General features: G+C 71.1%; 23 protein-coding genes. 5 read left to right on the forward strand and 18 right to left on the reverse strand.

What is annotated here, in order from left to right; genetic code table 11:
* Positions 1 to 106: 106 nt before the first annotated feature.
* The 5 genes from bioD to bioB are packed head-to-tail and all read right to left on the reverse strand — an operon-like array spanning position 107 to position 6059.
* Positions 107 to 856: a dethiobiotin synthase gene (bioD, locus tag CITRI_RS0104915; protein WP_010143533.1), complete on the reverse strand. Its 750-nt coding sequence runs from the start codon at positions 854 to 856 to the stop codon at positions 107 to 109.
* Positions 853 to 2082 carry a cytochrome P450 gene (locus CITRI_RS0104920; RefSeq protein WP_010143534.1) on the reverse strand — a complete coding sequence of 410 codons (1230 nt, stop codon included), beginning with the start codon at positions 2080 to 2082 and terminating at the stop codon, positions 853 to 855. The genes bioD and CITRI_RS0104920 overlap by 4 nt, the downstream gene beginning before the upstream one ends.
* Positions 2079 to 3299 (reverse strand): aminotransferase class I/II-fold pyridoxal phosphate-dependent enzyme, encoded by a 1221-nt coding sequence (locus CITRI_RS0104925; protein ID WP_010143535.1) that lies wholly within the window; start codon positions 3297 to 3299, stop codon positions 2079 to 2081. The genes CITRI_RS0104920 and CITRI_RS0104925 overlap by 4 nt, the downstream gene beginning before the upstream one ends.
* Positions 3286 to 4716 (reverse strand): adenosylmethionine--8-amino-7-oxononanoate transaminase, encoded by a 1431-nt coding sequence (gene bioA, locus CITRI_RS0104930; protein ID WP_010143537.1) that lies wholly within the window; start codon positions 4714 to 4716, stop codon positions 3286 to 3288. The genes CITRI_RS0104925 and bioA overlap by 14 nt, the downstream gene beginning before the upstream one ends.
* Complete coding sequence (gene bioB, locus CITRI_RS0104935) at positions 4713 to 6059, reverse strand: biotin synthase BioB (protein ID WP_010143538.1); 1347 nt, start codon at positions 6057 to 6059, stop codon at positions 4713 to 4715. The genes bioA and bioB overlap by 4 nt, the downstream gene beginning before the upstream one ends.
* A 221-nt stretch (positions 6060 to 6280) precedes the next feature.
* On the opposite strand from bioB, the gene CITRI_RS20480 reads away from it, so the two are divergent.
* Positions 6281 to 6931: a TetR/AcrR family transcriptional regulator gene (locus CITRI_RS20480; protein WP_010143539.1), complete on the forward strand. Its 651-nt coding sequence runs from the start codon at positions 6281 to 6283 to the stop codon at positions 6929 to 6931.
* Between the two features lie 16 nt (positions 6932 to 6947).
* Here CITRI_RS20480 and CITRI_RS0104945 read toward each other — a convergent pair whose 3' ends face one another.
* The 10 genes from CITRI_RS0104945 to CITRI_RS0104990 all read right to left on the reverse strand — a co-directional run bounded on the left by CITRI_RS0104945 (position 6948) and on the right by CITRI_RS0104990 (position 14140).
* Positions 6948 to 7247, reverse strand: a complete 300-nt coding sequence (locus CITRI_RS0104945; protein ID WP_010143540.1) for an antibiotic biosynthesis monooxygenase — start codon at positions 7245 to 7247, stop codon at positions 6948 to 6950.
* 82 nt (positions 7248 to 7329) lie between these two features.
* Positions 7330 to 7983, reverse strand: coding sequence for a thymidine kinase (locus tag CITRI_RS0104950; RefSeq protein WP_010143541.1), 654 nt, complete (start codon positions 7981 to 7983; stop codon positions 7330 to 7332).
* A 46-nt stretch (positions 7984 to 8029) separates the two neighbouring features.
* Entirely contained in the window at positions 8030 to 8308 is a 279-nt protein-coding gene (catC, locus tag CITRI_RS0104955; protein WP_010143542.1) for a muconolactone Delta-isomerase, read from the reverse strand.
* A gap of 84 nt (positions 8309 to 8392) precedes the next feature.
* Complete coding sequence (locus CITRI_RS18350; RefSeq protein WP_010143543.1) at positions 8393 to 9553, reverse strand: beta-propeller fold lactonase family protein; 1161 nt, start codon at positions 9551 to 9553, stop codon at positions 8393 to 8395.
* Positions 9554 to 9556: 3 nt separating this feature from the next.
* Positions 9557 to 9985 (reverse strand): DUF3151 domain-containing protein, encoded by a 429-nt coding sequence (locus CITRI_RS0104965; protein ID WP_010143545.1) that lies wholly within the window; start codon positions 9983 to 9985, stop codon positions 9557 to 9559.
* Between the two features lie 48 nt (positions 9986 to 10033).
* Positions 10034 to 10339, reverse strand: a complete 306-nt coding sequence (locus tag CITRI_RS0104970; protein ID WP_010143546.1) for a hypothetical protein — start codon at positions 10337 to 10339, stop codon at positions 10034 to 10036.
* Between the two features lie 54 nt (positions 10340 to 10393).
* Positions 10394 to 11416, reverse strand: a complete 1023-nt coding sequence (gene fbaA / locus CITRI_RS0104975; protein WP_010143547.1) for a class II fructose-bisphosphate aldolase — start codon at positions 11414 to 11416, stop codon at positions 10394 to 10396.
* 188 nt (positions 11417 to 11604) lie between these two features.
* The gene (locus CITRI_RS0104980) at positions 11605 to 12996 is read right to left on the reverse strand and encodes an AI-2E family transporter (protein WP_010143548.1); all 1392 of its coding nucleotides are present in this window, start codon (positions 12994 to 12996) and stop codon (positions 11605 to 11607) included.
* A gap of 104 nt (positions 12997 to 13100) precedes the next feature.
* Positions 13101 to 13811, reverse strand: a complete 711-nt coding sequence (locus tag CITRI_RS0104985; protein ID WP_040385694.1) for an RNA methyltransferase — start codon at positions 13809 to 13811, stop codon at positions 13101 to 13103.
* Positions 13811 to 14140 (reverse strand): hypothetical protein, encoded by a 330-nt coding sequence (locus CITRI_RS0104990; RefSeq protein WP_029139052.1) that lies wholly within the window; start codon positions 14138 to 14140, stop codon positions 13811 to 13813. The genes CITRI_RS0104985 and CITRI_RS0104990 overlap by 1 nt, the downstream gene beginning before the upstream one ends.
* A gap of 136 nt (positions 14141 to 14276) precedes the next feature.
* Between CITRI_RS0104990 and CITRI_RS0104995 the strand changes: the two genes are divergently transcribed.
* Complete coding sequence (locus tag CITRI_RS0104995; protein WP_010143551.1) at positions 14277 to 16523, forward strand: carbon starvation CstA family protein; 2247 nt, start codon at positions 14277 to 14279, stop codon at positions 16521 to 16523.
* Positions 16524 to 16525: 2 nt separating this feature from the next.
* Positions 16526 to 16744, forward strand: coding sequence for a YbdD/YjiX family protein (locus tag CITRI_RS0105000; protein WP_010143552.1), 219 nt, complete (start codon positions 16526 to 16528; stop codon positions 16742 to 16744).
* Positions 16745 to 16819: 75 nt separating this feature from the next.
* On the opposite strand, the gene CITRI_RS0105005 is transcribed toward CITRI_RS0105000, so the two are convergent.
* On the reverse strand, positions 16820 to 17434 hold the full coding sequence (locus CITRI_RS0105005; RefSeq protein ID WP_010143553.1) for a heme-binding protein: 615 nt from the start codon (positions 17432 to 17434) through the stop codon (positions 16820 to 16822).
* 180 nt (positions 17435 to 17614) lie between these two features.
* On the opposite strand from CITRI_RS0105005, the gene CITRI_RS0105010 reads away from it, so the two are divergent.
* A complete protein-coding gene (locus CITRI_RS0105010) occupies positions 17615 to 18103 on the forward strand; it encodes a hypothetical protein (RefSeq protein WP_040385739.1) in 489 nt (162 codons plus the stop codon).
* Between the two features lie 301 nt (positions 18104 to 18404).
* Here CITRI_RS0105010 and fdxA read toward each other — a convergent pair whose 3' ends face one another.
* Positions 18405 to 18728 carry a ferredoxin gene (gene fdxA / locus CITRI_RS0105015; RefSeq protein WP_010143556.1) on the reverse strand — a complete coding sequence of 108 codons (324 nt, stop codon included), beginning with the start codon at positions 18726 to 18728 and terminating at the stop codon, positions 18405 to 18407.
* Positions 18729 to 19381: 653 nt separating this feature from the next.
* Between fdxA and CITRI_RS16395 the strand changes: the two genes are divergently transcribed.
* Positions 19382 to 20020, forward strand: coding sequence for a bacterial transcriptional activator domain-containing protein (locus CITRI_RS16395; protein ID WP_010143557.1), 639 nt, complete (start codon positions 19382 to 19384; stop codon positions 20018 to 20020).
* On the opposite strand, the gene CITRI_RS18845 is transcribed toward CITRI_RS16395, so the two are convergent.
* On the reverse strand, positions 20000 to 20632 hold the full coding sequence (locus CITRI_RS18845) for a GNAT family N-acetyltransferase (protein WP_083843311.1): 633 nt from the start codon (positions 20630 to 20632) through the stop codon (positions 20000 to 20002). The genes CITRI_RS16395 and CITRI_RS18845 overlap by 21 nt on opposite strands.
* Positions 20633 to 20647 lie beyond the last annotated feature (15 nt).

A 20647-nucleotide genomic window follows, 5' to 3' on the forward strand; every position in this document is an offset into this window, starting at 1 on the left:
TCAGCGCCAGAGGGGCCCTACCGATCGAGGTAGGGCCCCTCTTTCGTCGTGCTCTCGTCGTGCCGGCCACGGCCGGTCCCCCCCGAGGGACGGTGCGGCAGGGCGGTCAACCGCGCGGACGCGGTGGCAGCCACCCCGGCAGCACCCCGGTGAGGGCACCGGCCAGCGCTGTGGCCGCCCGGGAGACGGCCTGCTCCGGGGCGGAGGACAGGCCCTCCGGCAGCGCTCCACCCCAGGCATAGCCGTGGTCCCGGGCCGTGGCGCGCAACCGGCCCAGGTTGGCGCGGTGCACCGCGGTCGGGTCCACCGGCCAGCTGCCCACGATCAGCGTCCCCGGCCGCACGCCTCGATGCGCGGCGGCCTCGAGCGTCAACCCCGTGTGGTTCAGCGTCCCCAGGTCGGGGCGGGTGATCACGGCCAGTGACGCACCCGTGCCGAGGGCGATGTCGGCAATGGTCGCCCCGTCAGGGGTCAGCTGCACGAGCAGTCCCCCGGCGCCCTCGACCAGGACGGTGTCCTGGTCCGCTGCCAGCGCCCCGATGCGCCCCAGGTGCCAGTCCAGTCCCGGCAGCTCCTCCACCGCGGCCTCTCCCCCGGCCTCGAGCGCGGCGTCCACCGGTGCCATCGCCGGGCCCAGCCTCACGCCCTCCGCCACGGTCAGCCGGTCCGGGTGCCCCAGCAGCCTCGCCACGGTCTCGACGTCTCCGGCCCCGACCGGGCCGACGCCCGTCTGCGCCGGCTTGTACACGGCCACCCGGTCGCCCCGGGCCAGCGCCGCGGCGGCGAGGCATGCCGTGGCCATGGTCTTGCCGACGTCCGTGTCCGTGCCGGTAACGCACAGGACCGCCGCGCTCACGGGTGGACCCCGACGACGGCGGACCGGACCGGGACCGTCCGCGGGGCCTGGAAGGAGAGCAGGTGTTCCCATTCCGGTTCGACGGCGAGCATCAGCCCCGGGAGGGCGCGGGCGGCCTCCTCGAGGATGAGCGCCGCCTCCAGCTCGGCCAGCCCGGCGCCCAGGCATCGGTGCACCCCAAACCCGAAGGCCAGGGAAGGATCTCCCGTCTCGCCCAGCGCCCCGCCGGACAACCGCAGCACGAGGTGCTCGCCAGCGGCGAAGCGCTCGGGACCCACCTGCGTGTCCTGCACGACCAGCCGCCTCCAGGTCGGCACGGACGAGGCTCTCGCCAAGGAGCGGCGGACCACCTCCCGGCTCGCTGCGGCGCCGCCGTCGGGATCCGCGCACTGTGCCCAGCGGCCCTCGGCCAGCGCCGTGACCAGCACGGTCTGAGCGAGCATCGCGGTGGTCTCCTGCCCGGCGATGACCAGGAAGTAACCAAGCGATCGGATCCTCTCGCGGTCGACACCTCCCGCGTGCAGTGCCCCGAACAGGTTCGGCCCGGGCGCACCCGGGCCGAGGCCCGCCCCGGCCTCTACGATCGCGGTGGAGCGATCGACCTCGTCCCGCAGCCAGGCGTGGAACTCGATCGCACTATCCGACAGGTCCAGTTGCCGCTCGGCATCGGGCCAGCCCCAGAACAATTCGAGCGAGTCCCGGCTCCAGCGCTTCAGGTCCGCCGGCGGCGGGGTGGCCACACCGGTGAGAGCGGCCATGATCCTCGGTGGGACCACGGCGGCCAGATTGGCGGCGAGGTCCACGGTACCTCCGGTGTCGAGCTCGGCCCGGAGCCCGTTGCAGGCCCGTTGCACCAGCGCCCGGATGGGCTCCGACTGGGCTGCGACCTTGGCGGGGCTGAAGAAGCGAGCGACGATGCGGCGCACCTCGCGGTGCGGTTCGCCGGAGGCGCTGGCCAGGACAGGCGGGAGGCTGAAGCGCCGAGCGGCAAGCCGGCGCAGCATGGCCGGCGCCAGGGGCATGGCCGTCGTCAGGGCGTTGTCCGCAGCGAAGTACTCGGGGCGCCGGAGGATCTCCCGGACGGTCACCGGGTCCTCGACGCATCGGTGTTGAGCGAGGACCTGCTCCGGGTACACCGTGACCAGCGGAGCGGACAGGGGCGCCCGCGTGGCGGGGGCGGTGCCGGCCGGGGCCGCCGTGACGGCGGTCGCGTAGGGGCAGCTCACGGGTCCTCCCGTCCGATCGCTGCGGCCACCATCTCCAGGGCCCGCACCAGGCGGCGCGGTGCCAGGTCGGCGTGCACGGTGATGCGCAACCGGGCGATCCCGTCCGGGACGCTGGGCGGACGGAAGCAACCGACCGCGATGCCGTCCCGGCGCAGCGCCTCGGCCGTGCGCACCGCGGCGGCGGGGCTGCCCATCCGCACCGAGTGGACGGCCCCCTCCCCGCGCTCGACCCGGTTCGCGGTGACCGGGTGGGCGGCCAGCACCCGGTGCGCCAGGGCCGCACTGCGGGCCAGTCGGCCGATACGACGGTCATCGGCCAGGGCGAGCGCACGCCGGGCGGCACCGGCGGTCGGCGGGGCGAGGGCGGTGTCGAAGATGAAGGTCCGCGCGGTGTTGAGCAGGTGCGAGCGCCACCGTGCCGCGTCGTCACCACCGAGCAGGATCGCCCCGCCCTGGGCACCGAGGGCCTTGGACAGGGTGGCGGTCACGATCACGTGCCCGGCGTCCGCCAGGCCCGCGGCGCGCGCGGCGGAACCCCCCGGCACGGCGGCCAGGGTGTGCGCCTCGTCCACGATGAGCAGGGCACCGTACCTCGCGCACACTGCCGCGGCCTCGGCCAGGGGCGCGGTGTCACCCAGCACGGAGTACAGGGACTCCATCACGACGGCGGCCCGGGCACCGGCACCGGCCGTGGTGCGGTGGGCGAACAGCGCCTCCTCGACCGCTCCCAGGTCCCCGTGGCCGACGACGCGCACCTCGGCCTTGGCGAGCCGGGCGCCGTCGATCAGGCTCGCGTGGGCATGGGCGTCGGAGACCAGCAGCGTCCCCGGTCCGCCGAGGGCCCCGAGCAGCCCCTGGTTCGCGGCGTAGCCGCTGGAGAAGACGAGGGCCTCCCGGCGGCCGGCGTAGCGGGCGAGGTCACGCTCCAGGGCGGGCAGCAGCGCGTGGGTGCCGGTGACCACGCGGCTGGCCCCGGCACCGGTGCCGTACCGGTGCGCGGCCCGGGCGGCCGCGCGGGCCACCGAGGCGTCCCGCGACAGGCCGAGGTAGTCGTTGGAGGCCAGGTCGATGTCACCCCGCGGCCGAGGGTGGTCGTGGCGTTCGCCGTCCCGGGTCCGCCGGACGCGGGCGCGGGCCTCGACCCAGTCCGTCCAGGGACCGGCCGCGGCACCGGTCACACCCGTGCGTGCGGCGTGCCGTGACTCAACCGTGGACACGGTCCACCCCCTCGACGATCGCCGCACCCAGCGCCCGGACGTCCCCGGCGGTGCAGACGTAGGGCGGCATGACGTAGACCAGGTCCCGGAAGGGCCGCACCCAGGCGCCCCGGGCGACGACCTCACGGGTCACGGCGGCCACGTCCACGGGGCCGCGCAACTGGACGACGCCCACCCCGCCGAGGACCCGCACGTCCCGGACGCAGGCCAGCTCCCCGGCCGGGGCCAGCGCCTGCCGCAGCCCCGCGTCCAGCGCGTGCACCCGGGCCCGCCACGGCTGGGACCCGTCCGGGCCGGTCAGCACGTCCAGGGAGGCGTTGGCGACCGCACAGGCCAGCGGGTTCCCCATGAACGTCGGCCCGTGCAGCAGCGCGCCGCCGTTCGGGCCGGAACCGAGGTCGGCGGCCACCTCGGCGGTGCACAACATGGCCGCCAGCGTCAGGTACCCGCCGGTCAGGGCCTTGCCCACGCAGAGGATGTCCGGGACGACCTCGCCCCCGCCACGCGGCAGGGACTCCTCGCTCGCCCATTCCGCCGCGAAGAACCGGCCGGTCCGGCCGAAGCCCGTGGCGATCTCGTCGAGGATCAGCAGCAGTCCGTGCTCGTCCGCGATCTGGCGGAGGATCCCGACGGCGGCCGGCGGGTAGGCGTGCATCCCGCCGGCCCCCTGCAGCACCGGCTCGCAGATGATCCCCGCCAGCTCCGGGGCGAGTCCGGCCGCGATCTCCCGGGCCGTCTCCTCCCACGCGGCGAGGGCCCCCTCGTCGTACGACCAGCTGCCGTCGGACCCCAGGCGGGCGGCCGGGGGGCGGGGCAGGAAGACCTGGTGCGGGACGAGTCCCGTGAACTCGGCGTGCATCCCGTCCTCGGGATCACACACGCCCATGGTGGCGAAGGTGTCCCCGTGGTACCCGCCGCGCAGGGCCAGGAAACGACGCCGACGACGCTCGCCGCGGGAGGCCTGGACCTGCAGGGCCAGCTTCATGGCGACCTCGACGCTGATCGAGCCGGAGTCGGCCAGGAAGACGTGCCGCAGCCCGTCCGGGGCCGCGGCCACGAGCCGCTCGGCCAGGGCCACGGCGGGCTCGTGGGTGAGCCCGCCGAACATGACGTGGCTGAACGAGTCGAGCTGCGCGCGGGCCGCGGCGTCCAGCGCGGGGTGGCGGTACCCGTGCACGGCGGCCCACCACGAGGACATACCGTCGATGACCTCGTGGGTGCCGCCGTCGGGTCCCTCCAGGCGCAGGCGCACGCCCTCGGCCCCGCGGACGGCGTAGAGCGCACCGGCATCCACCGGGGCGTAGGGATGCCAGACCAGGCCGGCATCGCGCTGCAGCAGGGAGGGCGCGGTGGTGGACGAGGCGATGGTGGACGAGGCGGTGCCGGGCCGGGCCCGGTCGAGGGTGGGACTCGTCATGCGTTCGGCGCCTCGGCGGTTCCGGCCCCGCGCCGACGGATGCGAGGCTCCACGCCGGCCGTCTGCTCGGCGGGATGGCAGCAGCCGCAACCCGGCCCGGCCTCGGCGTGTGAACCGCAGGGCGAGGACGCCGGGCCGTCGGCACCGGCGGGACCGCCGCAGGGCCCCGGAACCGACGCCCCGGCCTGTGAGAGGGAGGCCTGCGGGGAGGAATTCTGGGTTGGGACCGCCGCCCAGGGCGCGGCCTGCCCGGTCGCCGCCTCCGCACCGGGCCTCTCCCCGGCGCCGAGGACGCGGAAGCCGGAGTCGGCGATCATGGCCAGGTCCTGCTCGGCAGTCTGGCCCTCACTCGTGAGGTAGTCGCCCAGGAACAGGGAGTTGGCGACCTCCAGTGCGGTGGCCTGCAGACCGCGCAGGTGCATCTCGCGGCCTCCGGCCAGGCGCAGTTCCGTGGCCGGGGCCGCCAGGCGGACCAGTGCGAGGATGCGCAGGCAGCGCAACGGGGTGAGCTCCCACGTCCCGGCCAGCGGGGTGCCCTCGAAGGGCATCAGGAAGTTCACGGGGATGGAGTCGCTGTCCAGGTCCCGCAGGGCCAGCACGGCCTCGACGACCTGCTCGTCCGACTCCCCCATCCCCACGATCAGCCCGGAGCACGGCGACAGCCCGGCTCCCTTGGCGCGCTCGACCGTCTCCACGCGGTCGGCGTAGGTGTGGGTGGTGGAGATGTCCGCGTACTTGGACTCGGCCGTGTTGAGGTTGTGGTTGTAGGCGTCCACCCCGGCCTCGCGGAGGCGGTCCGCCTGGCCGTCCTTGAGCAGGCCCAGGCAGGCGCAGACCTCGACCTCGGGATGCTCGGCCTTGAGCTGGTCCGTCATGGTGGCCACGCGCTCCACGTCCCGGTTGGACGGGCCGCGGCCGCTGGCGACGAGGCACACGCGGGAGGCGCCGCCGCCGATGCCCAGCTTGGCCTGCTCGACGGCCTCCTCCGGCTTCAGCCAGCTGTACTTGAGGATCTCCGCGGTGGAGCCGAGGCGCTGGGAGCAGTAGGTGCAGTCCTCCGGGCACAGTCCGGACTTCAGGTTGACGAGGTAGTTCACCTTGACGGTGTTGCCGAAGTGCCGCCGGCGCAGGCGCCCGGCCTCGGTGACGAGCCGGAGGGTGTCCGTGTCCGGGGTGGACAGGATCGCCAGCCCGTCCTCCGCGGTGAGCCGGTGACCCGTGGCGACGGCCGCGGCGATCGCGAACGGGTCGGTGGACACGGGGCGGGTCGAGACGGGGGGCTGGGTCGCCTCAGGGGTGTCGGCGGGGGCGTCGGCGGTGGTCTCGGGAGCGGTCTGGACCATGGGGGGCCTTCCGGTTCGGCCGCAGGCCCCAGGGGCCTTGAACGGCGTTCAAGTCTGTGTGCTCGGAAGTACAGCACAGTCCTGAACGGTGTTCAAGAACGTGACGGGGCGCGGTCCGGCGGCCCGGGGCGGACCAGGGACCGGGTCGCGGGCGCGAGCAGGGACAGGGGCAGGGGCGCAAGCCCGGACCCGGAGCGGGGCCGGACCCTACACTGGAGCGCATGACGCTGACCCGGGACCAGGTGGAGGACACGGCCCTGGCCATCCTCACCCGCTTCGGCCTGGCGGACCTGTCCATGCGCAGGCTCGCCCGGGAACTCGACGTCCAGGTCGGTGCGCTCTACTGGCACGTGAAGAGCAAGCAGGAGTTGTTGGTGGGCGTGGCCGCCCGCCTGCTCAGCGGGCTCGACGGTCCCGATGGCCTCGCCGGCCCCGATGACGCGGACCCGCCGGGACCGTCGGCGCCAAAGGACGCACCTCCGGTGGAGGGCCGCAGGGCGGAGCCGCGGGATCGCGCCGCCGGACGCGCCGCCGTCGCCGGCCTGGCGACGGGCATCCGCTCAGCGCTCGTGAACGTGCCGGACAGCGCCGAGGTCGTGCAGGTGGCCCAGTCGTTGCAGCCGGACGCGCTGGAGCCCCTGAACCGCCTGCGCTCCGTGCTGGAGTCGGCGGGCATCGCGCACCCCGCGTGGGCGCAGCACCTGGTCATGAACCACGTCCTGGGCTCCATCGCGGCGGCCCAGGAGGCCGCCCGGCTGGCCGCCGTGGACCCCACCGCCTCCGCGACGCCCCTGGGTGAGGACGCCTTCCAGTGGGGGCTGCAGGTCATCCTGGACGGGCTCTTCGGGACGGCGCCCGCGGCGCGCCCCTGAGGGCGGTCCGGGCCGGTCAGCCGAGGTCGACGACCTCGAACTCCAGCAGCTCCGCCCCCGTGGCCACGGGCTGCCGGGTCGGTCCGCCGTCGTCATGACCGTTGTTGCGGGCGCTCCGCCAGGCTTCGAAGTCCTCCTCGGTGGCCCAGTGGGTGATCACGAAGTACCGCGATTCCCCCTTGACCGGGCGCAGGAGCTGGAATCCCTGGAAGCCCGGGGACTGGTCCACGGCGTGCTTGCGCGCGGCGAAGCGGGCCTCGAGCTCGGGCCCCTGGCCCTCGGGAACGGTGATGGCGTTGATCTTCACGACGGTCATGCTCGGTCTCCTGGTCCTCCGACGGGCGTGGGCTGATGCGCCACGCCGTGCGGTCAGGGCACGGGTGGCGGCTAGGGGCAACCTACCCCAGCCGGCCGCCGGATTCCTCCAGGTAGCAGACGCCGCACAGGGACTCGTAGGTGACCTCGACGCCGTCGATCGCCACCTGGTCACCCTCGAAGATGAACCGCTCCACGGCCTCGTCCCCGCCCACCTCGACGACCTTGCGGGTGTTGAAGATGGCCTTGCGCCCGCATCGGCAGATGGTCTTGAGCTCCTCGAGGGAGTGCGCCAGTTCCAGCAGCCGCGCCGAGCCGGGGAACGAGTCGGTGCGGAAGTCGGTCCGGATGCCGTAGGCCATGACGGGGACGCCCTGCAGCACGGCGATGCGCAGCAGGTCGTCCACCTGCGCGGGCTCCAGGAACTGTGCCTCGTCCACGAGCAGGCAGGCCACCGGCTTGACCACGGCGTCCACGTGCTCGATCAGCGCGGCCGGGTCATCCCCGGTGGCGTGGCGACGGAAGAGTTCCAGCAGGTCGGCCCCGTGGGGGATCAGGAAGTCGACCGAACGGGTGACGCCGAGCCGGGACACGATCTCGTCGTCTCCCTTGGAATCCACCTGCGGCTTGGCCAACAGGACCCGCTGGCCCCGTTCCTCGTAGTTGAAGGCGGCCTGGAGCAGTCCGGTGGACTTGCCCGAGTTCATCGCCCCGTAGCGGAAGTAGAGTTTGGCCACGGTCGACGAGTCTAGTTCGCCGCCGGGCCGGTCCCCCGCCCCGTGCTCACCGGATGGAGTTGGGGTGCTTCGCCAGCGGGGTGACCTTGATCTTCATGTACGGGTACATCGGGAAACCGGACAGGATGGCGTGGAGCTCGTCGTTGTCCGCCACGTCGTAGACGGAGTAGTTGGCGTACTCGCCGACGACCCGCCAGATGGACTGCATCTTCCCCTGCTGTTGCAGGTTGCCCGAGTACTCCTTCTCCTGGGCCACGAAGTCGGCCTTGACCTCATCCGTCATCGACTCGGGAAAAGTGACGTCCATGCGCGCCAGGAACAGCATCGTGCAGCCTCCAAAGGGTCTGGGATCGGGTCGAGGCCACCCTACCGGCCCCCGGGGCCCCTCCCGGGGCAGATGAACCCCGGTCTAGTCCAGCGGCAGCACGAAGCCGGGGCGCCGGACCGTGGTCCGGCCGGTGACGCCCCGCGGGATGCTCTCGGCATCGAACGGCAGGTGCACGACGGCGTCACCCCGTTCCAGCGCGACGAGCAGTCCCTGCCCCCCGGATGGCCCGGCCAGGGCGATGTGGCGGGGCCAGTCCCCGCCGCACGGCACCTCGGCGACCAGCTCGGGCGACTCGCCGCGGCGGATCACCCCGATGGTGTTCCGCCCGCGATTGGCCACGTAGACCAGGGCGCCGTCCGCCGAGACCACCAGGTGTGAGGGCAGGTTGTCCCGGGCGGACTCCGGATCCGCGTCCTGGGCGTGGGTCGGGACGATGCCGATCTCCGGGAAGCCCTCCGGCCCGGCCTCGAGGCCCAGGATGTGCAGCCGCGAGTCCAGTTCGCCCACGACGGCGAGGTGCGGTCCGGGCCGGTCGGACCCCGGGCGCGGGGGCAGCACCGCGAGGTGACGCGGCCCGGTGCCACCGGGCAGGCGGTGCACGGCGGTCGGTTCGGTCTCCACGCGCACGACGTCGGTCCCCTCGCCGTGCGCGGTGGCCCGGGCCGAGGCCTCGAGGGCGGCCACCGAGTACTCCAGGATCCGGTCACCGCCGAGGTCCGTGACGAGCAGGCGGTCGTCGTCGAGGAACAGCACGAAGTGCAGGTGCGGGGCCTCCTGGCGGGAGGGCACCGGCCCGGAGCCCTCCGGGGCCTGGACCGCGATCGGCCGGCCCAGCCGGCCCTCCTCGAGGACCCTGGCGACGGTCAGGGTGCCCGAGTCGTAGGAGGCCGCGGCCAGCCACGTCCCGGCGGGGTTCAGGTCGGCGTGGCAGGTGTTCTCACCCCCGCTGGGGATCTGCTGGATGGTGATCCAGCCGACGTCCTCCGTCCCGGCGCCCGGTTCCGACGGTGACAGGACCGCCAGCGCCCCCTCGGGCACGTGCTGGGCGGCGTACAGCAGGCCCTCCGACGGGGTGCCCGGGCGCCCCGCGACCAGCCAGGACGGGGCGTCCGGGCCGGAACCGGCCACGGCCTCCGGGCCCTCCGGCCAACCGGTCGTGCGCACGATGCCCCCCGAGGTGGGCAGGGCGGGGGCGTGCTCACCGGGTTCGTTGAAGGTGCCGACCAGGACGGAGGCGGTCACGGCTCAGCCCCGGGCGATCTCGTCTTTGGCGCGGGGGTCGGCGTCGGCCAGGAAGGCGTCGATCCGGTGGACCTCCTCGCCCTCGCCGATGGCCGCGGCGGCCTGGCCCAGCAGGTAGAGCGAGCGCAGGAAACCGCGGTTGGGCTCGTGGCTGTACGGCACCGGGCCGGCCCCGCGCCAGCCGGCGCCGCGCAGGGCGTCCAGTCCGCGGTGGTAGCCGACGCGGGCATAGGCGTAGGCATCGATGGTGCGGCCCTCGCCCCACGCGTCCTGCGCCATGAGGGCCCAGGCCAGCGAGGACTTCGGGAACCGGGTGGCGAGGTCCTCCGGCAGGTCGCCGGCCTCGATCCGCGCGAGGACCTCGTGCTCCTCGGGCAGGTAGGTGGGTTCGGGCTGCATCAGGTTCCTGCCGACCAGGGACGCGTCAGACATGGTGCTCCTTCCGGGGCGGTCGTGGGCGGGGCGGGTTCACCCCCGACTCTAGCCGTGCCCCGGCTCCCCGCCCTCGTCCCATCCGAGCTCGCGGGCCTGCTGGGCCCACCGGTCATGCTCCACGTCGCGCGCCTCCCGGCGGTCCTGCCGGGCCTCGAGGCGGTCGACCCGCTGCTCCAGCTCCGGCCGGGCCGCGCCCTTCTCGAGCGCCTCGACCCGCTTGCGCAACGCGTCCAGTTCCTGCGGGTCGGCGCCCTCGGCCCATGGCAGCGGCTTGCCCGTGGCCATGCTGAACACGGTGATCCCACCCCAGACGAGGATGGCGATGATGGCGATCCACGCGAACCACGGCATGGGCGTTCCTTCCGGTGGGCAGCCCGGGCCGGCCGGCCCGGGCCCTCGGTGGGGTTACTTGATGGACTTGCCGGCGGAGCCCAGTTCCTGACAGGCCTGGACGATGCGCTCGGCCATGGACGTCTCGGCCAGGGCACCCCAGACGCGCGGGTCGTACGCCTTCTTGTTGCCGACGTCGCCGTCCACCTTCAGCACGCCGTCGTAGTTGGTGAACATGTGACCGGCCACCGGCCGGGTGAAGGCGTACTGGGTGTCCGTGTCCACGTTCATCTTGATGACGCCGTAGGAGACGGCATCGGAGATCTCCTGCTGGGAGGAGCCGGAGCCACCGTGGAAGACCAGGTCGAAGGGGCGCTCCTTGCCGATCTTCGCCCCGACCTCGCGCTGGATCCCGTCCAGGATCTCCGGGCGCAGCTTCACGCCGCCCGGCTTGTAGACGCCGTGGACGTTGCCGAAGGTCAGCGCGGTGATGTACCGGCCGTTCTCCCCGGCGCCGAGGGCCTCGATGGTGGCGAGCCCGTCCTCGACGGTGGTGTAGAGCTTGTCGTTGATCTCGTGGGCCACGCCGTCCTCCTCCCCGCCGACGACGCCGATCTCCACCTCGAGGATCTGCCGGTTGGCGTGGGTCCGGGCCAGCAGCTCGCGGCCGATGCGCAGGTTCTCCTCCAGGGTCTCGGCGGAGCCGTCCCACATGTGGGAGTTGAAGAGCGGGTCACGACCGGCCTTCACCTCGGCCTCGGAGGCGTCCAGCAGCGGCATGACGAAGCCGTCCAGCTTGTCCTTCGGGCAGTGGTCGGTGTGCAGGGCGATGTTGACGTCGTACTTCTTCGCCACCTCACGGGCGAAGGCCACCATGGCCAGGGAACCGGTGACCATGTCCTTGACGGAGGAGCCGGAGAAGTATGCCGCGCCACCGGTGGACGCCTGGATGATGCCGTCCGAACCGGCCTCGGCGAAACCGCGGATGGCCGCGTTCAGCGTCTGGGAACTGGTGACGTTGATCGCCGGGTAGGCGTAGCCGCCCTCCTTGGCGGAGTCGATCATCTCGGCGTACTTGTCCGGGGAAGCGATGGGCATTGCGGCTCCTTGGCATCTGGTGACCGTGAGCGCCGGCGAACATGCCGGCGTCCGGAAGTCCGGCCTGCGGGCGGGGCGGGCAGGCAGCCCCGGTGCAGACCCTGTCCGCAGGCCATCCTAGCGACCGGACGGGCACGGGGGCCGCGCCTGCACCAGGGTGACCTGGTCGCGGGCCCGGCACCCGCCGGTCAGCCCTGGGGGTCCCGGTCCGCGGTGGCGGCGTCGACGTCGTCGACCTCGGGTGGCGCCTGGGCGGGCCCGTGGGGTCCGGCCGCCGCCGGGGTCACGCTCCTGCGGCGTTGGCGGCGCATGCGCTGGTAGCGCAGGCGCTGGGCCGGGGTGGCCTTGGCGGAGGCCCGGTCCTTCGGGTCGAGGGGGTCCTGGCCGAGCACCGGGTCGGGGCCGGTCTGGTAGCGATCGGACCAGACCTGGATCAGGGTCCACGCCACGGCGGTGTAGGGCACGGCCAGGATGGCACCGAAGATCCCGCCCACGATGGTGCCGACCGTCAATGCCAGCAGCACGATCAGGGCGTGCAGGCTCAGGGTGCGGCCCATGACGACGGGCTGGAGCAGGTTGCCCTCGAGCTGGTTGACGGCCACCACGATGGCGACCACGATCAGGGCCTCAACCGGCCCGGTGGTGACCAGGGCGACCAGGGCGGCCAGGATCCCGGCGACCGTGGCCCCCACGATGGGCACGAACGCGCCGATGAACACGATCACTGCCAGCGGCAGGGCCAGCGGGACGCCGATGATGAACAGGCCGAGCCCGATCAGCACGGCGTCGACCAGGGCCACGGTGGCGGTGCCGCGGACGTAGCCGCCGAGCACCTGCGAGGACCGGTCCACGGACTCGGCGAGCTTGGCGCGGGTCCCGTCCCGGAACCAGCGGAGGGTGAAGCTGGTGATCTTCCAGCCGTCCTTGAGCAGGAAGAACAGCACCACGACCATCAGCACCACGCCGGTGAGGAACTCGGTGGCCGCGGAGAGGCCGGTCAGGGTGTTGCTGGCCAGGCCGCGGGCGAACTCACCACCGGTGAGGAAGTCCGTGACCTGGCCGGTGGCGTCCTGCAGGGCCCCGGCGTCCACCGGCAGCGGGCCGGAGGTGATCCAGTCCTGCAGCTGCTGCCAGCCGGCGATCGCCGAGGCCGTGAGGGCGTCCCACTCGTTCCGGACGGCGACGACCACCCCGGTGACCACGCCACCGACGAGGACCAGGATGCCCAGGAAGGCCGCGAGGGTGGCCCAGAGGTGGGACCAGCCCCTGGCCACCAGCCACCGCACCAGCGGGGCCACGGCGGCCGCCAGGATGAACGCGACCAGCACGGCGACCAGCACGACGCTCACGCGCAGCAGGAGCCACAGGACCCCGACGACGACCGCGGCGATCAGCAGCGTCTGCCCGGCCCGGGCCCCGGCCCGGCCCATCCCGTCCGACCACGGTCCCGGGTGCCGTGCGGCCGGGGACCCGGCGGCGGGCTCGGCGTCACCGTCCGGGGTGGAGTCCGGTCCGGTCCGGTGCGGACCGGTGCCGACCGAGGGGTCCTGCGGGTGCTGCGGGGCATGCGGTGTGGTCACGGGCTGGCTCCTGGGGCCTGGAGGACGCGGTGCTGTGGTCCAGCCTACGAGCAGGCGCGCCCGGTGGACTCCCGCGAGGGTGTCCTGCGGTGCCGCGGCGGCGGTCAGGTGCCGAACACGTGGCGGCGGACCCAGGCGTGCATGGCGATGCCCGCCGCCACGCCGGCGTTGATGGACCGGGTGGAGCCGAACTGGGCGATGGACAGCGTCGCCTCCGCCGCCCGGTGCACCTCCTCGGACAGTCCCGGCCCCTCCTGGCCGAAGACCAGCACGCACCGCTCGGGCAGCCGGTAGGTCTCCAGCGGCACCGAGTCCGGGAAGATGTCGATGCCCAGCACCGTCAGCTCCTCGGACCGTGCCCAGCCGATGAAGTCCTCCACCGTCGGGTGGTGGTGCACGTGCAGGTATCGGTCCGTGACCATGGCCCCGCGCCGGTTCCAACGGCGCCGGCCGATGATGTGCACGCCGGCGGCGTTGAACGCGTTGGCGGTGCGCACCACGGTGCCGATGTTCAGGTCGTGCTGCCAGTTCTCGATCGCCACGTGGAAGGAGTGCCGACGGGTGTCCAGGTCCGCGACGATCGCCTCCAACGACCAGTAGCGGTAGTGGTCGGCCACGTTGCGCCGGTCCCCGTGCCGCAACAGGTCCGGGTCCCAGTGCTCCCCGGCCGGCCACTCGCCCTCCCAGGGGCCCACGCCCACCTCGCGCGGGGGCCCGTCCCCTGGCACGACGTCGGCGCCCCCCTCGGCCGGCGCGTCCGGTCCCGACACGGCCGGCACCGGGGCGCCCGGGGTGCCGGGCCCGGCGTCGGGCATCACCCCTTGCGGTCCACCAGCGCCCACGAGGCCAGCGCCGAGGCGGCCGCCACGGTGAGCACCGAGGGCCAGGCGCCGATCTTCTTGGCCAGCGGGTGCGAGGCGCCGAACCCGCCCAGGTACACGGCGGACAGCGCGGCGGTGGTGCCCGCGCCGGCCTTCGCCGCCCAGGTCCGGCCCGCGTAGGCGCCGACGGCGGCCAGGACGACACCGCCCAGGGGACGGATCCCGGTCTCGCGGGCGGTCAGGTAACCGCCGATCAGCCCCAGTGCTGCCAGCGGGGCGGTGGTGACGGACTCGGCGGGCTTGAAGACTCCACGTTCACTCATGGCCACTACGCTAGCCGCCCCAGCCGCGGGTATTGACGCGCTGACGCGCACCGGAGGACAGTGGTCATGCACCCGCCGCGAGGGCCTCCGGGATGAGGCTCACTGCACCGCGCGGCCCTGTGAGATGAGGGATGAGATGACCGAGAGTTCCGCGCCCACCACCGGATTGCCACCGACCGCCGTCGATCCCGAGGTAGCGGAACAGGAGGACCGGAAGTGGACGCCGGGCAAGATCGTCCTCTGGGCGGTCATCGCCCTGGTCGGCGGCATCGCGTGGGCCATCCTGGCCATCTCCCGCGGCGAGACGATCAATGCCATCTGGTTCGTGTTCGCCGCCGTGTGCACCTACCTCATCGCCTACCGGTTCTACTCGAAGTTCATCGAGCGGAAGATCACCCGGCCGGATGACACCCGGGCCACGCCGGCCGAGTACAACAACAACGGGCGGGACTTCATGCCGACGGACCGGCGGGTCCTGTTCGGCCACCACTTCGCGGCGATCGCGGGCGCCGGCCCCCTCGTCGGCCCGGTACTGGCGGCCCAGATGGGTTACCTGCCGGGGACCGTGTGGATCATCATCGGCGTGGTGCTGGCCGGCGCCGTCCAGGACTACCTCGTCATGTTCTTCTCGATGCGCCGCGGGGGCCGCTCCCTGGGCCAGATGGCCCGGGAGGAACTCGGGATCGTCGGTGGCACCGCCGCCCTGCTGGCGACCCTGATGATCATGATCATCATCGTGGCGATCCTGGCGCTGGTCGTCGTCAACGCCCTGGGCGAGTCCGCCTGGGGCGTCTACTCGGTCGCCCTGACCATTCCCATCGCCCTCTTCATGGGCGTCTACCTGCGCTTCCTCCGCCCGGGCAGGGTCCTGGAGGTCTCCGTGATCGGCTTCGCGCTGCTGATGTTCGCGATCATCTCGGGCCGCTGGGTCGCCGAGTCCGCGTGGGGCGCCGAGCTGTTCACCCTGGACCGGACCACCATCGCCTGGGCGATCATCATCTACGGCTTCGTGGCCGCCGTCCTGCCCGTGTGGCTGCTCCTGGCCCCGCGCGACTACCTCTCCACGTTCATGAAGATCGGCGTCATCGCCCTGCTGGCCATCGCGATCGTCGTGGTGCGCCCCGAGATCTCCGTTCCTGCCTTCTCCGAGTTCGCCGGACGCGAGGACGGACCGGTCGTGCCCGGGTCACTGTTCCCCTTCCTGTTCGTCACCATCGCCTGCGGTGCGTTGTCGGGATTCCACGCCCTGATCTCCTCCGGGACCACGCCGAAGCTCGTGGAGAAGGAGAGGCAGACCCGCTTCCTGGGCTACGGCGGCATGCTCATGGAGTCCTTCGTGGCGATCATGGCACTGGTCGCCGCGATCTCGATCGACCGCGGCATCTACTTCGCCATGAACTCCTCGGCCGCCGTGACCGGGGGCACCGTCGAGGGCGCCGTCCAGTTCGTGAACTCGCTGGGACTGATGGGGGTCAGCCTCACTCCCGAGGCGCTGACCACCCTGGCGGAGAACGTCGGCGAGGAGTCCGTGGTGTCCCGCACCGGTGGCGCCCCGACGCTCGCCGTGGGCATCGCGACGATCATGAACCAGTGGTTCGGCGGACCGGCGATGATGGGCTTCTGGTACCACTTCGCGATCATGTTCGAGGCCCTGTTCATCCTCACCGCCGTGGACGCCGGCACCCGCGTGGCCCGGTTCATGCTCCAGGACACGATCGGCAACTTCATCCCCCGGTTCAAGGACACGTCCTGGCGGCCGGGTGCCTGGCTGTGCACGGCCATCATGGTCGCCGGCTGGGGATACATCCTGATCCTCGGCGTGACCGACCCCTTGGGGGGCATCAACACGTTCTTCCCGTTGTTCGGCATCGCCAACCAATTGCTCGCCGCGATCGCGCTGGCCGTGGTCATGGCGATCGTGGCGAAGCGGGGCACCTTCAAGTACCTGTGGGTGGTGGTGCTCCCACTGGCGTTCGCCGCCGTGGTCACCATCACCGCCTCGCTGTACAAGATCTTCTCCCCCGTCCCGGCGGTCGGCTACTGGGCCCAGCACAACGCCTTCCGCCAGGCCCTGGCCGACGGGCAGACCAGCTTCGGCACGGCCACATCGGTCGAGGCCATGGAGGCGGTCGTGCGCAACACCTTCGTGCAGGGGACGCTGTCGATCGTGTTCATGGTGCTGACGATCATCGTCATCACCATGGCCGTCGTGGCGACCGTGAAGTCCTACCGGACGCGCGGTGTGCCGGAGAACGAGGATCCCCGGGTCGAGTCGCGGATCTACGCACCCTCCGGGCTCATCTCCACCCCGGCCGAGAAGGAGCTCGAGGCGCAGTGGAAGGCCCTGCCGCCTGAGCGCCAGCCGGTCCGCGGGAGGCACTGACCATGGCGGCGCAGGCACTGCACACGCTGGCCACCTCACTGGCCACGGCCTGGCGGAACACCGTGTGGTTCCTGCGCGGCGTGCTCGGGGCGGACGCCTACCAGCACTACCTGGCGCACCAGGCACGGGTGCACCCGGGCGCCGAGCCGATGTCAGAGCGGGCCTTCTGGAAGGACAGGATGGACTGGGAGGACCGGAACCCGCAGGGACGCTGCTGCTAGCCCACTGACTGGGGCCCAGCACAGCACAGCTCGGAACGGACAGGTCCCGGGGCATCGGGTACGCCGAACAGTCCCTCAGCGGTTCTCACCAGGAGCACCTGGCGGGTCGTCCGGGTCCTCCAGGCTGAGGACGATCTCGTTGCGTCGCAGGAACCAGGGCTTGTAGGGAGGATCGAAGCGGGCGAAGCGTGGTGGTCCGACCGGTGAAAGCCCTTCCGAGCGGAGAGCGGTTCGCAGCCTCTCCAGGTGCTTGCGGTAGTTCGCTGCGCTCCAGCGTCCGCGGAACCGGGTGGCCGCTGCCACCGCCGGGGGGACGAGGCGCAGCCTCACGCGGGAATCCGTGGGTCGAGGAGCGTTCTCGAGGGTGAATCCCTCCGGCAGCACGAAGGACACCCGGAAGCGCCCGCCGTCCGTGCAATCGGACCACGCGTCCGCGCATTCCTGCAGTACGGGAGCGGTCATCGCGATGGACTCAGACGTGGAGTCCTGGAGGACCGGTGCCGTCATCGCGACCTTCTGGTCGGACTGGTTCTTGCCGTTGATATAGCCGAACAGGGTGCGGAAGGCGCGGTTGCCGGCATCTTCGAAGCTCGCCTCGACGGTGATCTCGGCCAGGACGTGCTCGGGGTACCGGCGCACTTCGAAGTCGTCATGGCTGCGCAGCGTCTCGTAGGGCTGGTGCGCCGTCATTCCAGTAACCTACTCGGCCGCCGTCACCGGCGCCATGCCGACGACAGCCGTCACGTTGCCACCGGGCGGTCATCTGGTCCCACCCAGCGTGGAAGCGTGGAGAAGGACTGCGTCACCGGAACTCATCCTCGGTCGGGGACTGCAGGAAAACGTGCCCGGTACGGGACTTACCATGTGGTCATGGACGTGCTGGCGGGCTGGTCGGATTTCCACGTCGCCATGGTCGGGGCCACGGCTGCCCTGGCGGGTCTGGTGATCGTGGCCGCGAGCGTCAATATCGACAAGGTCGTCACGGCCGGTTCTGTCACGGCTCGCCTGGCCGCCTCGATCGCCACGCTGGTGGTGGCCATCGTCGTCTCGGGCGTGGCGCTCGTGCCCGGCCTGCCGCTGCCGTGGTTCGGGGCATTGACCGTCGTCGCAGCGATCCCGGCCGCTGGGTTCCAGTTCCACGTGGCATCCACCCTTGCCCGCGACAGGCAAGGCCCGGCTCGGGGACGGTCACTGCGTTCGGCCATCGGGTTCGTGCCGATCCTGGCGTACCTCACGGCAGGGGTGCTGTGCCTGGCCGGACAGTCCTCAGGCGTGGGGGTGAGCGCGGCGGGCACGCTCACGACCATCATCGTCGCGCTCCTGATGTCATGGATCGCACTGGTCGAGGTGCTGCGCTGACCCGGCGGTTGCGCGTATCCAGGCGTCATAAGAATGGGCGCCACGCCACGTGGTTCTCTGGCCGAGAACAATGAATCACGTCGAGTTGAAGACCATGTGCATTTCTCGTGCATGGCGGGAATCCGGATAACTCAATCGGCATTCTCTCGAGGGGCAGCTGTACCAGCACCTCGTTCTCGGCATGGCGTCGTAGGTGGCACTGAGGAGACTCTGGGCCGACGCTGTCCCGATTGCCAACCAGGTACTGTCGGTCGACTGTGCGGCCGCCCGTCGGGTTGGCCGATAGTCATTGGTCGGCCGGCTACGGCTGCGGCTGCGGCGGTAGGGCAGCCACCAGCGGGTGGTCCTTGATCATGAGGCCCACCTGGGCGACTCCGCCCGGGAAGCCGAGGTCGTCGAAGAACGCTACATCGGCCTTGTAGTAGTCGGCCCACTCTTCGGGAATGTCATCCTTGTCGTAGATCGCCTCGACCGGGCACACGGGCTCGCAGGCACCGCAGTCGACACACTCGTCGGGGTGGATGTAGAGGGATCGTTCCCCCTCGTAATTGCGGTCGATGGGGCATTCCTCAATGCCGTCCTTGTCCTTGAGGTCCACACACGGCAAGGCAATGACACAGGTCACGGGAGATCATCCACCTTCCAGCGGTTCGTTGGTTTGGGCCCTTGGGACTCCAGCACCTCGGACAGTCGGCTTGTACGGAAGCGTGCTCCCACGCCGCCCTGAGACTGGTACGGTGCGGCAGGCCATCGATCAAGCTGACACCGAGCTCATCAGCGAGGAGATGGGTAGGCAAGGGCGACAGATAAGAAGTCTCTAGCGGTTCGGTGGTTGTTCACGACGACCAGTCGTCAAGGAGGTCTCCCACGTCAGCAGTTTCGTGGCCTCAGTGCACCGCGGTCCCACCGCCGCCAGGGGGCTTTGGGTTACGCCCTCGATCTCAAGGTGGCTTGGCTCCTTCGATGCCGAGATTTGTGCACCAAGGCCAGTTCTTTATGTGACGAAAGCCCTTAACAGTCTTGTCTGTTTCGTCGGAGGTGTTCCCCTCCTCTTAATCGAATCGGGCTTGCTCACTAGGGTGTGCGTGTAACGGCATTTACAGGGTCTGTTGGTGCAGCAGGGCCACCGACGGTATCCGGGGGGAGGACAACCCATTGTTCGGAACATTCGCACCCGGTACTCGCAAGTTGCCGGGCTCCGAGACCTTGGCCTGTGATAGGGAATGGCGTTTACATCTTCTCGGGTCGTGGAAGCTGGTCCGAGGGGACGAGACGGTCATGGTGCACAGACGCCTGCAGCGGCTGATCGCGCTAGTGGCGTTGAGCGGCGCGATGTCGCGGATTAGGCTCGCGAAGACGCTTTGGCCCGGCAGCACGGAAGAGCGAGCTGCCAACAGCCTGCGCGTGGCTCTGTGGCAGCTCTCGCACTCGCTGCCGGAGTTGTTAGCCGATATTCGGGACCCCATCACCCTCCACCCTGACGTCGCGGTTGACGTCGATGAACTGACGCTGGCCGTCGACCGGATCGAGGGCAGTCCGGTTCGGCTCCCCCACGTTGATCCCGTGCGCCTTCAAGCGGCGGAGCTACTGCCCGACTGGTATGACGATTGGGTTTTTCCCGAACAGCAGCGATTTCGGGACCTGCGGATCCAGATCTTGGAACGTCTCTCCGAGGCATGCCTCGCGGACGGCGACCATTGCCGGGCACTGGACTTTGTCCAGGCGGCCGCGGAGCTGGATCCGTTGAGGGAGACCACCCATCAGCTGCTCATGGAGTGCCACATATCGGCTGGTAATCACGTCATCGCACATCGGGTGTTTGACAGCTTTCGAGACACGATGCGGCGTGAGCTGGATACGGAACCACCCGGTGAGATGCGCAGGCGTCTGGACTCATTACGCGTCATGGAGTCCTGAATGCCGCGCGCAAGGACCACCATCACGGCCCTCTGGGGTCTGATCGTTCTCAGGGCGGGAGTTCAGCCAGCGACCTCGCTTGAGCCGGAAGTAATGGTTCCTCCATCCCCAGGCCCTGCGCCAGCCATGACGCCGGAAGCCCAAGCGGCGTAGCGTCCGTTCTGAGTTCAGATTGTTCGGGTCGGTTACCGCAACGATCTTTGGCAGTCCCAGCCGGAAACCGTGCTCAATCACGGCCCGGGCCGCCTCCTGCGCCATGCCTCGTCCCCATTCGGCTCTGACCAACCGGAAACCCAGTTCGATCTCCGGTCCCTTGCCACCGAGCGGGATGAGCAAGGCGAGGCCGATGAAGTGGTTATGATTTTGCCGCGAAACGATGGACCAGACGCCGAGTCCAGGCCCATACGGCGCGCAGATCCACTCTCGCTGTTCCTTGGAGTAGTCGAATCCGGGTGGTTCTCCCTCCAGGTATTCGTAGACGTCCGGGTGGGAATCCATGGCGGCCATCGCCGCCAGGTCGGTGCTCACCCAGGGTCGTAGCACCAGCCGTTCCGTCCTCAGCTCCGGGAGGGGGGTCGCGTCAGTCGGATGTCCGGACACCCATCTCACCATGTCTGACCGTCTCCT

The sequence above is a fragment of the Citricoccus sp. CH26A genome, from assembly GCF_000224415.1.
GTDB lineage: Bacteria > Actinomycetota > Actinomycetes > Actinomycetales > Micrococcaceae > Citricoccus.